The organism is Catenibacterium mitsuokai (assembly GCF_025148785.1).
Classification (GTDB): domain Bacteria; phylum Bacillota_I; class Bacilli_A; order Erysipelotrichales; family Coprobacillaceae; genus Catenibacterium; species Catenibacterium mitsuoka.
In genome coordinates this window covers 2,079,529-2,094,133 of the sequence record NZ_CP102271.1, presented here as the reverse complement: position 1 = coordinate 2,094,133, position 14,605 = coordinate 2,079,529, and the positions used below count along the sequence as shown (strand labels likewise).

Genomic DNA, 14,605 nt, shown 5'->3' with positions numbered 1-14,605 from the left:
GGTTATATGAGAATAATTAAATCAGAAATAATTACAGAAACAATTAAAGAGTTATGTATTAAAGGAGCTTGTCATCTTCCTGCAGATGTCTATAACCGTTTATTAGAAGCCATCTCTACAGAAGATTCTCCTGTTTCTAAACATACATTAGAAATATTGAAGGAAAATGCGGATATTGCAGCGAATAACCAGGAACCAATCTGCCAGGATACAGGAATGGCCTGTATCTTTGTAGAAATAGGTCAGGAAGTCTATGTAGAAGGTAACCTTACAGAAGCAATCAATGAAGGGGTCAGACAGGGATATACTGAAGGATACTTAAGAAAGAGCGTGGTGGATGATCCTGTCTTTGACCGTATTAATACAAAAGATAATACACCAGCGATTATTCATTATGATATTGTGCCTGGAGATCAGTTAAAGATCACGGTAGCACCTAAAGGATTTGGCAGTGAAAATATGTGCCAGGTGAAGATGCTTAAACCAAGTGATGGCATTGAAGGTGTAAAGGACTTTATTCTCAAGGTTGTAGAAGATGCAGGTCCTAACCCATGTCCTCCTATTGTGATCGGTGTAGGTATTGGTGGGACATTTGATCATGTCACTTATTTGGCAAAGAAGGCGATGATCAAGAAGATAGAAGAACATCATCCAGATCCTCGTTATCGTGCATTAGAAGAAGAAATGTTGGAAAAGGTGAATGCGACTGGTATTGGTCCTGCAGGATTTGGTGGTAAGACAACAGCACTTGCCTTACATGTGGAAACTTGTCCTACTCATATTGCAGGTTTACCTTGCGCTGTGGCTATCTGCTGTCATGTATCACGTCATCAGGAGGTGACATTATGATCAAATTAGAAACACCTCTTACTATTGAAAAGGTGGAATCACTTCGTGCAGGTGATCAAGTATTATTAAGTGGTACTATTTATACAGGACGTGATGCGGCGCATAAGCGTTTTGTAGAAGCATTAAAAAATAATGAACCACTTCCTTTTGATCCTTATGATCAGGTGATTTATTTTGTAGGTCCTACACCTACAAAGCCTGGTCATATTATTGGGAGCTGTGGACCTACAACGTCTTATCGTATGGATGCTTATTCTCCTGCCATGTTAGCACAGGGATTAAGAGGGATGATTGGTAAAGGAAGAAGAAATAACGACGTAAAAGAAGCAATGAAAAAATACAAAGGTGTTTATTTTGGTGCGATTGGTGGTGCAGGAGCGATTATAGCCTCTTGTATTAAATCATGTGAAGTGATTGCCTATGAAGACCTTGGACCTGAAGCGGTACGTCGTCTCGTTGTAGAAGATCTACCACTTACTGTTGTAATTGATAGTGAAGGACATGATCTTTATGAAATAGGCCGTCAGGATTATTTGAAAGGAAAGAAATAGTTATGGATCAGCCATTTAGAGATTATAATGAGACAGATATTCTATATCTTCTCATGACATATGTAAACTTTTCATCTGGACAGGATATGTATTACAGTATTGCGAAAACAATACTTACACATCTTGAACAGATTCCTAGTATTTCAATTAATGATCTTGCAGAGCTTTGTTATACATCTCCAGCAACAATCTCAAGATTCTGCAAGGATTTAAATTGTCGCAACTTTGCAACATTCAAAAAAGAAATGGCGATTGCTTTAGAAATAGCACATGATGAAATTCATTTCTCTTTTGATGATGATTTTAAAATCAAAAAGAATCCGCAATATCTTGTAGATAAAGTCTATGATGATACAAAAAAATCATTGGAATTAGGACAGCAGCAGCTAGATATCAATGATGTTGATAAAATCTGCGAACTTATTCATGATGCGCCTCACGTATTTATGATTGGTTATCAGTTCTCACGTATTGCCTGTCAGGATTTTCAATTAAAGATGTTAAAACTTGAAAAGTTCCTCTATGCTTTTGCGAATAGAGGAGATGAAGTTCAAAAACTTGATCTGATTGAAGAAAATGATCTGGTTATTATTGTGACAGTACGTGCAAGAAAAGAATTGATTGATTCATTGATTACACGTATTAAGAAACAGAAGGCGCGTATTTTGATTGTGACTATGAATAAGGATTATACAAATCCTGAAGTAGACTACTATTACCATTTAAATGGTGAAGAGAGTGATTATACACAGTCTTCTATTTCTGGCTTTATTGATACAGTTTCATTCTTTAATGTTGTATATTTGCGTTACGGTTTACTCTATAATCAATATTTATTATAACTGTATACGTAGTACCAACAAAATGGTATAATGGAACAAGTTGAAAAGAAAGGAAGTATCTATTCATGAAGAAAAATGAATTAGTAGAAAAAGTTGCTGAAGGTGCATCTTTAACTAAAGCTGATGCAGAACGTGCTATTAATGCTTTAGTTGATGCAGTATCTGGAGCTCTTGTTGAAGGCGATAAAGTGGCTTTAAAAGGTCTTGGAACTTTTGAAGTAAGAGAAAGAAAAGCGAGAACAGGTATTAATCCTAGAACTCGTGAAACTATCGAAATCCCAGCAAGTAAAGTTCCTGCTTTTAAAGCAAGTTCTACACTTAAGGATGCAGTGAATAAATAATATTAAAAAAGTGCTTCGGCACTTTTTTATTTTGTTCATTTAGTTTAGAATTAGATAAAAGGGAGTGGTGAGGATGATTACAATACTCTATACATCAAAGCATGGAGCAACAGCTAAAATAGCACGTGTTATCAATACATATCTTAATCATACATGCACGTTGATGAACTTAGATGAATTAGATATGGCTGTCTTAGAGAAGACAGATACGATTGTTTTAGGAGTTCCTGTTTATTATGGGGCACTTGATCCAAAGATGGTGGATTTTATCAAGAAGAATCAGGGATTACTTATTAAGAAGCATTATTCTATTTATATTACAGCTCTTTTCCATACTGAATTCATGAGTTATATTACTAAAGAGTTTGATTATTCTATATTAAAGAATGTAACGACAATGGCAGGACTTGGCGGTGCAATCTATTATCCTGATTTAAGTATTCAGGAGAAGATGGTTCTTGCAGTTATGAATAAGAATCGTCCAGTCATTCCAAAAGAGCATCATATCAATATCTTTGAGAACTTCGATAATCATGAAATAGAATTATTCTCACAGAAGATCAAAAGAATTGAAGATTATGCAATCAAAGCAAAATAAAAAAGGAGAAGCGACCTGCTTCTCCTTTAAAATTAATCAACAATAATTGTACCTTCTTTAGGTCCACCAGCAGCATTTGATTCATCTGTATCGATATGCATGAAAGTAGCATAAGTATCTTTAACACGGCACATAACATCACCAAAGATTAATGAACGACCATTTGTTTCAACTTCTACTTTTACAATCTGACGGTCCTTAATACCCATTGCTTCAGCATCTTCTGGAGAGAAATGGATATGACGTTTTGCAGCAATAACGCCTTCAGTTAATTCAACTTCACCTTTAGGTCCAACTAATTTACAAGCTCCACTACCAGCAAGGTCTCCAGAACCTCTAACAGGTGCTTCTAAACCTAATGATCTGGCATCAGTAAGAGCTAATTCAATCTGAGTATGGTCTCTAACAGGTCCAAGAACAGACATCGCTTTTTCGCCTCTAGTTCCTACAACCTTTACCTTTTCAGCACATGCAAACTGACCTGGCTGAGAAAGATCCTTTTTCTTTGTTAGTTCGTAGCCTTTACCAAATAATGTTTCTAAATCAGCCTGACTTAAGTGAATATGTCTAGCTGAAGTTTCAATGATAATTTTGTTATTCATAATCTGCCTCCTAGTCACGTATTTTACACCCTTTTATGCATTTTGAAAAGGCTTACTTTACAAATATCTATAAGTGTAACCTATCAATGTTTATTTTCATTAATTCTTAAAACTGCTATAATATTTGTAAGTGAGGTTGATGTTATGATAAATGTTATTACGTCGGAATTACCAATAATATGGAAGTTTACAAAATCAGCTATTGATTTATTGGCAGTATGGGTTTTATTATACTATGGTATCATGATGTTCAAGACAAACATGCGTACTATGCAGTTATTTAAAGGGGTTATTGTTGTCCTTCTTGTTAAGGCTGTTACAAGTGTTCTAGGATTAGTTACTCTTGGTACAATTGTTGATGCAGTGATCACATGGGGAGTATTGGCTATTGTTGTTATCTTCCAGCCAGAAATACGTGTCTTATTAGAGAAGATGGGGCAGACTAAAAATGAAGTACAGCATCGCTTATCTGATGATGAAAGAGAACGTGCAATGGATGAACTTGTTGAATCTATTACAACAATGTCTAAGGATAAGACAGGTGCGCTTATTACTTTTGAACGTCGTCAGTCTTTACAGGATTTTATTAATACTGGTGTGAAGGTATCTGCATCTATTAAAGCAGAACTTTTAACAACTATCTTCTATGAAGGAACACCTCTTCATGATGGTGCAACTATTATAAAGAATGATATGATTGTTGCTTCTGCCTGCTTTTATCCTCCTACAAATAAGGAAATTCCTTCACAGTATGGAGCAAGACATAGAGCGGCAATTGGTATTAGCGAAATCACAGATTCTTTGACAGTGGTTGTATCTGAAGAAACAGGAAATGTCAGTTTTGCAGCGAATGGAGAATTGACAAGAATTAACTTGAATGAACTTCGTTCTAAATTAATTGCTGAATTGAACTGGTATGGTGAAGGCGGTGAATCCCATGAATGATCCTAAGAAAAAGAAACAGACGGATTCTACAACGGATTTCTTCTTGCAGTTTGTAAAGGAAGAAAAATCTGAAAAAGAGAAGACAGAAGCGAAAAAAGGAGAAAGAGAACAGACCTATACAAAAACAGTAGAAAAGGTCTCTACAGGCTATAACTACTTTAATAAGCTGTTAGATAAGCTTCTTGAGAATAAGCATTCTGTGCGTATTCTTTCATTTGTGCTTGCTTTATTCTTATTTGTTTCATTCTCTGGTGGGGATGTAATGAATTCTACAACGGCTGGGGCAACGCTTAAGAAGGTGCCAGTACAGGTAGAAGGATTAAAGGATCGCTATGATGTATCGGGAGTACCTCCAACTGTAGAAATAGGTTTGATTGGTCCTTCTATGGATATCTATACAACTAAGTTAACAAGTAATTATGAGGTTTATTGTGATTTATCTGAATATAATGAAGGAACACATCATGTTACATTAAAGACAAGAAATTTTGATAGTGATTTGACTGTGATGCTCATTCCTGAAACAGTGACAGTTAAGATTCTGCCTAAGGTGGATGCAAAGTTTGATTTAGGATATAAGTTTATTAATCAAGATAAATTAAATGAAAAATATAGTGTTTCAGTTGATTCAATATCTACAAAACGTGTTACAATAACAGCGACACAGAATAATCTTGATAAGATTGATAAGGTCCAGGCACTTATTGATGTGGAGGATAAGACAAAGGCATTCCAGCAGGCATGTGAAATTAAAGCTTTTGATGCAGATGGGAATGAAGTACAATGTACAATTGCACCAGAAAAGGTGAATGTCAGTTGTCATGTTGATTCCTATTCTAAAGAAGTGCCAGTTAAACCAGAATTTGTTGGACAGTTGCAGGAAGGCTATCAGATGACAAATTATAAGTTATCTAGTTCTACTGTAACGATCTATGGTAAACGTACTGATATTAGTGATATTAACTATATTACATGTCAGGTCGATATTTCTAATTTATCAGGATCAACAACTTTATCTGGTATCGCATTACAGGGAAATGACAAAATCAATAAGATATCACAGAATACTATTGATGTGACTATGTTTATTGAGAAAAAATAGAGAGGATAAGTGAAAATGGGTAAATATTTTGGAACAGATGGCTTTAGAGGAGAAGCAAATAAGACATTAACAGTAGAACATGCTTTTAAAGTAGGTCGTTATTTAGGCTGGTATTATAATCGTCATCATAAAGCAAGAATCGTTATTGGTAAGGATACAAGACGTTCAAGTTATATGTTTGAATATGCACTTGTAGCTGGTTTAACTGCAAGTGGTGCGGATGCATATCTTCTTCATGTAACTACAACACCTTCAGTATCTTATATTGTAAGAACTGATGGATTTGATTGTGGTATCATGATTTCTGCATCACATAACCCTTATTATGATAATGGTATTAAGCTTATTAATGATAAAGGTCAGAAGTTTGATGCAGATGTTGAAAAGCAGATTGAAATGTATATTGATGGTTTAACTGAAGAACTTCCATACGCAACTAAGGATGGTATCGGTCGTGCTTTTGATTACTCTATGGGTAGAAATAGATATATTGGTTACTTAATGAGCATTCCTAAGAGAGCATTTAGAAATGTACGTGTTGGTTTAGATTGTGCTAATGGTGCATCTTCTAATATCGCAAAGGCCGTATTTGATGCATTAGGCGCAGAAACATATGTCATCAATGATCATCCTGATGGAGTGAATATCAATACTGACTGTGGTTCTACACATATGGGTGCATTACAGAACTTTGTCCGTGAAAATGGTTTAGATATCGGTTTTGCATTTGATGGTGATGCAGACAGATGTTTAGCCGTAGATGAATTTGGTAGAGTTGTTGATGGTGATTTAATTCTTTATGTATGTGGTCAGGAATTAAAGAAAAACAATGAACTTGCCAACAATACAATTGTTACTACAATTATGAGTAATATTGGTCTTTATAAGGCTTTAGATAAGATTGGTATTGGTTATGCAAAGACTGCTGTTGGTGATAAATATGTTTATGAAAACATGGTGACTAATGGCAACGTTATTGGTGGAGAACAGTCTGGTCATATTATTTTCTCTAAGCATGCGACTACAGGTGATGGTATTTTAACATCATTAAAGATTCTAGAAACATGTATTGAAAATAAGAAGACTTTAGCTCAGTTAACAGAACCAGTAACTATTTATCCACAGCTATTAATCAATGTACGTGTAAAAGATAAAGCTGAAGTATTAAATGATGAAGATATCAAGAAAGCCATTGAAGAAGTGACAGAAGTATTGGGTGATGACGGTCGTATTCTAGTAAGAGAATCTGGTACAGAACCATTAATTCGTGTCATGGTTGAGGCACAGACAGATGAAATCTGCCATGAAAATGTGCTTAAGGTAGTAAATCTTATTAAAGAAAAAGGCTATGCCGTTAAATAATCACATAATCTAACAAAATATTGCCACTTTGCTGGCAATATTTTCACTATAATGGTAAATATGGGAGGTGAGTCTCTTGAAATACAAAATCAACATCATTGATGATGAAAAACAATTGAATGATCTAGTAAGAACTTATTTAGAAAAAGAAGGATATGAATGTACTTCTTTCTATACATATGATGAAGCTTTAATGCATTGCGATGACGATGTTCATTTATGGCTCGTTGATATTATGCTTGATAAGAATAGTGGTTTTGACTTATTAACTGCTATTAAATCAGCACGTCCTGATATGCCTATTGTCTTCATGTCTGCAAGAGATCAGGAATTTGATCGTATTATAGGCTTAGAAAAGGGCTGTGATGAATACATTACAAAACCATTTAATATGAAGGAAGTAATTCTTCGTATTCATAATGTCTTAAAGCGTGTTTATAAGGGTACTGAAATGATTGATATCGATGGTTATATGATTGATGAATCAAAGCGTAAAGTATTAGAGAATGGCCATGAAATTGATTTGACAACCAAAGAATATGAACTGCTTCTCTATTTTATGAAGAATAAAGGTATTGCGATTTCTCGTGAACAGGTCTTAACACGTGTCTGGGATGAAAACTATTTTGGTAGTGACCGTGTCGTAGATGATACATTAAGACGTTTAAGAAAGAAGATGCCAAATATCAATATCAAGACAATTTATGGTTTTGGCTATAGACTAGACTGATGTTTAAATCTCTTTCTTTGTTGAAGCAGCTTCTTGTGGTAATTCTAGGTTTAGCTATTATGCTTGTGGCTGTTGTCATGCCGGTTGTGGATTCTAATGTTCATGATATTATTGATGACCAGATGTACGAAAAACTAGAAACCTCACAAAGAAATACTGTAGAATATGATTTCATGCCTTCTAATAATAAAGAGAAGCCTATTTATACAATTGTCTATGATCCAGTAGAAAATGCCTTCACATTTAGTAACCTTCATGGGGATGCCACTACATTGACATTACTTTATAATTACTTATTTGGACGTGATTTAGAGAAAATAGTCAACAGTAGAAAACACTATACGATAGAAAACAAAGGAACTTATGCAAGAGAAACCTATTATTATCGTATAATGAAGGTCGATGATGAGTATTTGATTTCTATTATGTCTAATTCTTATTCAGATAAGCTGATTAGGGATATTCGTAATCGTATTATTTATATACTTTATGCGGTACTCACAATTTTTGCGTTAGTTCTTGTTTTATGGGTTATCTCTTTGATTCGTCCTTTAAAGAAAATCAAAACCTATGTAGACTCTATTGCGAATCGTGAGGATAGCACTCTTGTCATGGATAGACAGGATGAAATAGGGGTTGTTGGTAATGCGATTGTGACAATGAAAGATGAACTCATGAAGCAGGAAAAGGTCAAAGAAGAAATGATTCATAACATTTCTCATGACTTAAAAACACCTATTGCACTTATTAAAACATATGGGCAAAGTGTTAAGGATGATATCTACCCATATGGGGATAAAGAAAGTTCTATGGATGTTATTTTAGAAAATGCGGACCGTTTAGAACATAAAGTCAAATCCTTACTCTATTTAAATAGACTCGATTACTTAAGTGCAGAAGAAAGTGAATTAAAGCCTTTCCCAATTAAAGATTTAATTGAACATATTGTCATGCAGATGGAAGCAATGCAGCATATACATATAGAAACAGATCTCGATGATGTAGCCTTCATCGGTAATGAAGAGCATTGGCGTGTTGCGATTGAGAATATTATTGATAATGCGTCACGTTATATGAAGTCTGTGATTATGATTACATTAAAGAAAGATACACTCATTATTTATAATGATGGGGATCCTATTGATGAAGATAAGAAAGAGGATCTTTTCAACCCTTATGTTAAAGGGGTGAAAGGACAGTTTGGTTTAGGTCTTTCTATTGTCGCAAAAATTGCGGATATGTATGGCTATGATATTCATGCTGAAAATAAAGATCCAGGTGTTGCATTTATATTTACGAAAAGAGCTTCCTAGTTTGGAAGCTTTTTGTGTTAAAATAGAATAAAGGAGTTGAGACTATGACTTATTTTGGAGAACATACGCCAAAGCTTGGTTTTGGTATGATGCGTTTACCACGCACTAATGGACAAATTGACATTGAAGAAACAAAAAGAATGGTGGATGTTTTTATGGCTGCTGGACTTACTTATTTTGATACAGCATATGTCTATGAAGGTTCAGAGGAAGCAACTAGAATTGCGCTTGTAGAACGTTATCCTCGTGATTCCTATACTTTGGCTTCTAAGATCAATGCAAAGATGATGTGTCATGATGAAGCAAGCTGTCAGGCACAATTAAAGGTAAGTTTAGAGAGAACTGGTGCAGGATATTTTGATTATTATCTTCTACATGCATTATCTGATGCCAATGTGGCTTTATACGATCAATATCATATATGGGACTTTGTGAAGGATGCAAAAGCAAAGGGACTTATTAAACATTATGGTTTCTCTTTTCATGGAACACCACAATTACTGGATGAATTACTCACTAAACATCCTGATGTAGAATTTGTACAATTACAATTAAATTATGCAGACTGGGAAAATCCTGCTATTACATCTCGTGCCAATTATGAAATTGCGAGAAAGCATCAGAAGTCTATTGTCGTTATGGAACCGATTAAGGGTGGTACATTGGCTACTCCTCCTGATTCAGTAAGAGATATTCTGTATAATGCGAATCCTGATATGTCCATTGCATCATGGGCTGTACGTTATGTGGCATCACTCGATGGTATTATTACAGTATTGAGTGGAATGAGTACAATGGAACAGGTACTCGATAATATTTCTTATATGAAGGAATTTAAGCCTTTAAGTGAAGAAGAACAGAATACGATTAAGGAAGCACAAAAGGCATTGGATGCCATTGAATCTATTCCATGTACTGCATGTCATTATTGTACACCAGGATGCCCTATGGGTATTGAAATCCCTGATATCTTCAAGGCAATGAACTGGTATAAGATTTATGGTTTGAAGGGTAAAGCAAAGAATCGCTATGAAGGTATTATAGAAAAGAGTGCGAAAGCATCTGTTTGTATAGGATGTGGTCAATGTGAGGGTGTTTGTCCACAACAGTTACCTATCATCAAATATTTAAAAGAATGTGCTGATGTATTAGAGGAGTGATGTATTTGAAGAAATGGGTAGTATGTCTATTAAGTTTATTATTAATAACAGGATGTACACAAAAAAAGGTTAAATTACCTCATCCTGTCACAATTGAATTCTATTCAGTCAAGACATGTGCTGAATGTATCGCTTTTAAGAAAAATGCGATTCCTTATTTAAAGAAACGTTATAAGAATATTTCTATCAAGATGTATGATATGGATGATACGAAGACAACAGTTCATTATGACCAGGCAGTGAATTCGTTAAAGGATTTTGATGATGAATATTATGGTTTAGGTCCATTTATTTATGTAAAAGGTTATTTTGCCTTACTAGGATATGAAACAGATGATGAAGAAATACTCGCAAAAGATATTGAACGTGTCGCTAATGGAAAGAAACCTACTCAAGATTTTAGTGATCGCAGGTTTACTGTTAAGTAGTACATCATGTAAAAAGAATGTATATTCTGTAAAAGTCTATGGACTTAAGTCTTGTGGAAATTGTAGAATATTAATAGATGATTTCAAGGATGATGATAATATCCAGCTGCATATGATTGATATTGATACACATATTTTAGCTTACAAGAAAGATATCGCATTATATGTTGGTTTGAGTGATAATCAGGCACCTGTCATAATGACAGAGTCATTTGCGAAAGCAGGCTATTCAAGTAAAGATTATAAAGTACTCAAGGATGCAATCATATCAGGTAAGAAACCAGATCTAAAAAATTATTATAAAAGGAGATAAAATTATGGCAACACCACACAATGAAGCAAAAAAAGGTGATATCGCAAAAACAGTCTTAATGCCAGGAGACCCATTACGTGCAAAATATCTGGCAGAAACATATCTAGAAGATGTCGTACAGTTTAATGCTGTAAGAAACATGTTTGGATATACAGGAACTTATAAAGGAAAGAAGATTTCTATTATGGGTTCAGGAATGGGTATGCCTTCTATCGGTATCTATTCTTATGAATTATTTACACAATATGATGTAGAAAACATTATCCGTATTGGTAGTGCAGGTTCTATGCAGAAGGATGTTCATATTAGAGATGTCATTATTGCACAGGGATCATGTACAGACTCTAACTTTGCACATCAATATGAATTACCAGGCACTTTCTCAGCTATTTCTTCTTATTCATTACTAGAAAAGGCTGTAACACTTGCAAAAGAAAAGAAGATCAACTATCACGTAGGGAATGTCTTAGCATCTGATATTTTCTATCATGCAGATACAACTTCTGTAGAAAAATGGTCTAGAATGGGTGTTCTTGCAGTAGAAATGGAATCTTACGCATTATTTGCGACAGCTGCTTATTTAGGTAAGAATGCTTTAACATTACTTACAATCTCTGATTCTTTAGTAAATGATGAACCAGAAACTACTGCTGAAGAAAGAGAAAAGACATTTACTGCAATGATGGAAGTCGCATTGGAGATTGCTTAATGAAACAGAAGTGTGCATTTTTTGATTTTGATTATACAATAGCCCATGGTGATTCTATCAATAAGCTATTGTTATATACTTTAAAGAAATATCCTTTATCAGTGTTCCGCTTTCTTCCGCTTATTCCTTATGGAATTGGATATGTTTTACATATCTGTTCTATGGAATCAATGAAATCATGGATTCATTTCCCTTTGGATCTTCTTACTGATGAAGAGATTAAGGAGTGTTATGAAAAGGATATCGTCCCTACTTATTACCCTCATATGGTTGAAGAGATGAAGAAGAGACAGGAAGAGGGATGTCTTGTATTTCTAGTCACTGCAAGTGCAGAAGCTTATATGCGCTTTAATACTCTTCCATGTGACGAGTTAATGGGTACTAAGACAAAAATAAAGAATGGGCATTATACATCTCGTATTATTGGTGAGAACTGTAAAGGTAAAGCAAAGGTGACTAGAATTAATCAGTATATGAAGGAACATGATCTAGAAATAGATTATGATCATTCTTATGGCTATTCTGATTCTAATTCAGATCTGCCAATGTTGGAATTATGCCGTTATCGTTATCGTGTTGATAGAAAAGATGGCCATTTAACAGACTTTTAAGCAGCACATGAGTGCTGCTTTTTCAAACAGTTCTTGAAAAGTATAAATGTCTAGTTTATACTTTTTATTTAAGAAAAGAGGAATATAAAATGACACGTTATCGTGATACGTATGCTAAAGTGCGTTTAGATTATATTAAAGAAAATGTAGAAACATTATATAAAAAAACTAAAAAGCCTATGGTGGCTATCATTAAAGCAAATGCTTATGGACATGGTTATAAGGAAGTCGCTTCTGTATTAAAGGATGAACCAATTATTCAGATGTTTGCAGTGGCAACTTTAAAAGAAGCAGTAGACTTAAGAAATTTAGGTGTAAAACAGGATATTCTAGTACTAGGTGCAGTACCACTCGAAGACTTAAATATTGCGATTGAGAAGAATATCAGTCTTGCTTTATTCTCATTTGATTACTTAAATAAGATTAATGAAATGCATCATTATGATGCGCCTGTTAAAGTTCATTTAAGTATCGATTCAGGAATGAATAGAATTGGTTTTAAAACAGAAAAAGAATTTGAACAGGCTATGGAAATGATTGATCCTGCAAAGATTGATGTAGAAGGTATCTTCACTCATTTTGCGACAGCAGATGATTTTTCACAGGATGATGAGTATGAAAAGCAGCTGGCTTTATTCAAGTCTATTGTAGGGAATAATCGTTTTAAGTATGTTCATTGTGATAACTCTGCGGCTATGATGTTCCATCATTCTGACTTTGGTAATCTAACACGTATTGGTATTGCAATGTATGGTGTAGATCCACGTGGTGAAGAAAATAAAGATTTAAAACAGGCGATGAGTCTTTATACTAAAGTTGCAATGGTTAAAGTTGTACCTAAAGGTGAAAAGATTGGTTACGGTATGACTTATACGGCAGATGAAGATCAATATGTTGCGACTTTACCAATTGGTTATGCAGATGGATTTACACGTGCAAATCAGGGTAGAGAAGTTTATATTAATGGTCACTACTATCCTGTTGTAGGAAGAGTATGCATGGATCAGTGTATGGTGAAGGTCGATGAGAATGTAAAACCTGGTGATGATGTAGAAATCTTTGGAGAACATATCTCACTCGCAAAGATGGCTAAGGAAATTAATACAATCCCTTATGAAATCATTTGTCTCATTTCACCAAGAGTGGAGAGAATATATGAAAAGTAGAAATCAATATGCAAAAACAATTCGAAGAATAGAAATCGGTTCTAACTTCTTACTTATTATTGGTATATTAGTCAGCTTCTTTATGTCACTAGGATTACCTGGTACTATTGGAACAGTTGTGCTATATATTTTACTTATGGCTTATAACTTTAAACTAATGAAAAGATGTCGCTGTGATTCATGTGGACATGTAGATGTCTTTACAAAGTCTAGAAGTTTTGTGACAGGTGTAGAAAAGAGATGTCCAAACTGTAACCATAAGTTAAAGAATGATTTACCACTTGATGAAATTGAATTTAAAGACTAAAAAAGATTGCCACATCGGCAATCTCTTTTTTATAGGTTTGCATTAATAAAATCTTTGAAATAATAGTACTGTAGAGCACCTGGATACTTAGCAGTCACTTTACCATTTTTAATAATGAATGTGCAAGGTGTAGAGACATTGACATTCAATTTCTTAGTTAGGTAATCACTAGACTTTCCTTTTGTATCAACATAATAAAGCTTATTTTTTCTATTCTTTGTCTGGTAAGTTGTCATAACTTCCTGGAAAGATTTCATTGTATTATCAGAACTATCACCTGCAACAAGAATAAAGCTATCTTTATTTTCAATCTTCTGTTCAAACTTTGTGCTTGATAAAGTTGTATAAGTTGCATATGTTGCCTGACGATAAATGAATAAGCCAAGGAAAACAACAAGTACTAATCCAAAAACACTGATTTCACGTGCAAATTTCTTGATAAAATTTTTCATCGTTCTTGTACGCCTCCGCTAAATATTGTAGCAAATTCTATCTCCTATGACAACATCTTATTATTTCACTTTGGTATATCTCAATTGTAAAATGAAACTGGAATTAAGGAATTAAAAGAATTGAGACTAATAGAATCAAAGTATTGAATAGTGGAATCAAAATAGTATAAAATAAACATCAGGGAGATTGATTATACTTCCATATCGTAAGATAGAAATTTACC

At 34.2% G+C, this 14,605-nt stretch carries 19 protein-coding genes; 17 read left to right on the top strand and 2 right to left on the bottom strand.

What is annotated here, in order from left to right; all coding sequences use genetic code 11:
• Positions 1–6: 6 nt before the first annotated feature.
• From NQ499_RS10830 to NQ499_RS10810, 5 genes are all read left to right on the top strand, one after another.
• The gene (locus NQ499_RS10830; RefSeq protein WP_006506076.1) at positions 7–849 is read left to right on the top strand and encodes a fumarate hydratase; all 843 of its coding nucleotides are present in this window, start codon (positions 7–9) and stop codon (positions 847–849) included.
• On the top strand, positions 846–1,400 hold the full coding sequence (locus tag NQ499_RS10825) for a Fe-S-containing hydro-lyase (protein ID WP_006506077.1): 555 nt from the start codon (positions 846–848) through the stop codon (positions 1,398–1,400). Before NQ499_RS10830 ends, NQ499_RS10825 begins: the two co-directional genes overlap by 4 nt.
• Before the next feature lie 2 nt (positions 1,401–1,402).
• A complete protein-coding gene (locus tag NQ499_RS10820) occupies positions 1,403–2,242 on the top strand; it encodes a MurR/RpiR family transcriptional regulator (RefSeq protein WP_006506078.1) in 840 nt (279 codons plus the stop codon).
• 65 nt (positions 2,243–2,307) lie between these two features.
• Positions 2,308–2,583: an HU family DNA-binding protein gene (locus tag NQ499_RS10815; protein ID WP_006506079.1), complete on the top strand. Its 276-nt coding sequence runs from the start codon at positions 2,308–2,310 to the stop codon at positions 2,581–2,583.
• A 73-nt stretch (positions 2,584–2,656) separates the two neighbouring features.
• The gene (locus NQ499_RS10810; protein ID WP_006506080.1) at positions 2,657–3,181 is read left to right on the top strand and encodes a flavodoxin domain-containing protein; all 525 of its coding nucleotides are present in this window, start codon (positions 2,657–2,659) and stop codon (positions 3,179–3,181) included.
• Between the two features lie 32 nt (positions 3,182–3,213).
• On the opposite strand, the gene NQ499_RS10805 is transcribed toward NQ499_RS10810, so the two are convergent.
• Complete coding sequence (locus NQ499_RS10805) at positions 3,214–3,783, bottom strand: PduL/EutD family phosphate acyltransferase (protein ID WP_006506081.1); 570 nt, start codon at positions 3,781–3,783, stop codon at positions 3,214–3,216.
• 144 nt (positions 3,784–3,927) lie between these two features.
• On the opposite strand from NQ499_RS10805, the gene cdaA reads away from it, so the two are divergent.
• From cdaA to NQ499_RS10745, 12 genes are all read left to right on the top strand, one after another.
• Positions 3,928–4,728 (top strand): diadenylate cyclase CdaA, encoded by an 801-nt coding sequence (cdaA, locus tag NQ499_RS10800; protein ID WP_040389984.1) that lies wholly within the window; start codon positions 3,928–3,930, stop codon positions 4,726–4,728.
• On the top strand, positions 4,721–5,830 hold the full coding sequence (locus tag NQ499_RS10795; RefSeq protein WP_006506083.1) for a CdaR family protein: 1,110 nt from the start codon (positions 4,721–4,723) through the stop codon (positions 5,828–5,830). The genes cdaA and NQ499_RS10795 overlap by 8 nt, the downstream gene beginning before the upstream one ends.
• 15 nt (positions 5,831–5,845) lie before the next feature.
• Positions 5,846–7,192 carry a phosphoglucosamine mutase gene (gene glmM / locus NQ499_RS10790; protein WP_006506084.1) on the top strand — a complete coding sequence of 449 codons (1,347 nt, stop codon included), beginning with the start codon at positions 5,846–5,848 and terminating at the stop codon, positions 7,190–7,192.
• A gap of 76 nt (positions 7,193–7,268) precedes the next feature.
• Positions 7,269–7,922, top strand: a complete 654-nt coding sequence (locus NQ499_RS10785; protein ID WP_040389985.1) for a response regulator transcription factor — start codon at positions 7,269–7,271, stop codon at positions 7,920–7,922.
• Complete coding sequence (locus NQ499_RS10780) at positions 7,922–9,235, top strand: sensor histidine kinase (protein WP_006506086.1); 1,314 nt, start codon at positions 7,922–7,924, stop codon at positions 9,233–9,235. Before NQ499_RS10785 ends, NQ499_RS10780 begins: the two co-directional genes overlap by 1 nt.
• Positions 9,236–9,279: 44 nt before the next feature.
• Entirely contained in the window at positions 9,280–10,395 is a 1,116-nt protein-coding gene (locus NQ499_RS10775) for an aldo/keto reductase (protein WP_006506087.1), read from the top strand.
• 5 nt (positions 10,396–10,400) lie between these two features.
• The gene (locus NQ499_RS10770; RefSeq protein WP_259848512.1) at positions 10,401–10,823 is read left to right on the top strand and encodes a hypothetical protein; all 423 of its coding nucleotides are present in this window, start codon (positions 10,401–10,403) and stop codon (positions 10,821–10,823) included.
• Entirely contained in the window at positions 10,771–11,136 is a 366-nt protein-coding gene (locus tag NQ499_RS10765) for a hypothetical protein (protein WP_040389986.1), read from the top strand. Before NQ499_RS10770 ends, NQ499_RS10765 begins: the two co-directional genes overlap by 53 nt.
• Positions 11,137–11,140: 4 nt before the next feature.
• Positions 11,141–11,845: a purine-nucleoside phosphorylase gene (deoD, locus tag NQ499_RS10760; protein WP_006506090.1), complete on the top strand. Its 705-nt coding sequence runs from the start codon at positions 11,141–11,143 to the stop codon at positions 11,843–11,845.
• Positions 11,845–12,456, top strand: coding sequence for an HAD-IB family hydrolase (locus NQ499_RS10755; RefSeq protein WP_006506091.1), 612 nt, complete (start codon positions 11,845–11,847; stop codon positions 12,454–12,456). Before deoD ends, NQ499_RS10755 begins: the two co-directional genes overlap by 1 nt.
• An 89-nt stretch (positions 12,457–12,545) precedes the next feature.
• Positions 12,546–13,622: an alanine racemase gene (gene alr / locus NQ499_RS10750; protein WP_259848511.1), complete on the top strand. Its 1,077-nt coding sequence runs from the start codon at positions 12,546–12,548 to the stop codon at positions 13,620–13,622.
• Positions 13,612–13,929, top strand: a complete 318-nt coding sequence (locus NQ499_RS10745; protein WP_006506093.1) for an FmdB family zinc ribbon protein — start codon at positions 13,612–13,614, stop codon at positions 13,927–13,929. Before alr ends, NQ499_RS10745 begins: the two co-directional genes overlap by 11 nt.
• 29 nt (positions 13,930–13,958) lie before the next feature.
• Here NQ499_RS10745 and NQ499_RS10740 read toward each other — a convergent pair whose 3' ends face one another.
• Positions 13,959–14,381 (bottom strand): hypothetical protein, encoded by a 423-nt coding sequence (locus NQ499_RS10740; RefSeq protein WP_006506094.1) that lies wholly within the window; start codon positions 14,379–14,381, stop codon positions 13,959–13,961.
• Positions 14,382–14,605 lie beyond the last annotated feature (224 nt).

Bases quoted from the DNA above. Each gene is read 5' to 3' on its own strand.
- deoD (WP_006506090.1), top strand. From the start codon at position 11,141: ATGGCAACACCACACAATGAAGCAAAAAAAGGTGATATCGCAAAAACA.
- NQ499_RS10740 (WP_006506094.1), bottom strand. From the start codon at position 14,381: ATGAAAAATTTTATCAAGAAATTTGCACGTGAAATCAGTGTTTTTGGA.
- NQ499_RS10765 (WP_040389986.1), top strand. From the start codon at position 10,771: ATGGAAAGAAACCTACTCAAGATTTTAGTGATCGCAGGTTTACTGTTA.
- NQ499_RS10780 (WP_006506086.1), top strand. From the start codon at position 7,922: ATGTTTAAATCTCTTTCTTTGTTGAAGCAGCTTCTTGTGGTAATTCTA.
- NQ499_RS10810 (WP_006506080.1), top strand. From the start codon at position 2,657: ATGATTACAATACTCTATACATCAAAGCATGGAGCAACAGCTAAAATA.
- alr (WP_259848511.1), top strand. From the start codon at position 12,546: ATGACACGTTATCGTGATACGTATGCTAAAGTGCGTTTAGATTATATT.
- NQ499_RS10815 (WP_006506079.1), top strand. From the start codon at position 2,308: ATGAAGAAAAATGAATTAGTAGAAAAAGTTGCTGAAGGTGCATCTTTA.
- NQ499_RS10830 (WP_006506076.1), top strand. From the start codon at position 7: ATGAGAATAATTAAATCAGAAATAATTACAGAAACAATTAAAGAGTTA.
- NQ499_RS10805 (WP_006506081.1), bottom strand. From the start codon at position 3,783: ATGAATAACAAAATTATCATTGAAACTTCAGCTAGACATATTCACTTA.
- NQ499_RS10745 (WP_006506093.1), top strand. From the start codon at position 13,612: ATGAAAAGTAGAAATCAATATGCAAAAACAATTCGAAGAATAGAAATC.
- cdaA (WP_040389984.1), top strand. From the start codon at position 3,928: ATGATAAATGTTATTACGTCGGAATTACCAATAATATGGAAGTTTACA.
- NQ499_RS10820 (WP_006506078.1), top strand. From the start codon at position 1,403: ATGGATCAGCCATTTAGAGATTATAATGAGACAGATATTCTATATCTT.
- NQ499_RS10795 (WP_006506083.1), top strand. From the start codon at position 4,721: ATGAATGATCCTAAGAAAAAGAAACAGACGGATTCTACAACGGATTTC.
- NQ499_RS10755 (WP_006506091.1), top strand. From the start codon at position 11,845: ATGAAACAGAAGTGTGCATTTTTTGATTTTGATTATACAATAGCCCAT.
- NQ499_RS10775 (WP_006506087.1), top strand. From the start codon at position 9,280: ATGACTTATTTTGGAGAACATACGCCAAAGCTTGGTTTTGGTATGATG.
- NQ499_RS10825 (WP_006506077.1), top strand. From the start codon at position 846: ATGATCAAATTAGAAACACCTCTTACTATTGAAAAGGTGGAATCACTT.
- glmM (WP_006506084.1), top strand. From the start codon at position 5,846: ATGGGTAAATATTTTGGAACAGATGGCTTTAGAGGAGAAGCAAATAAG.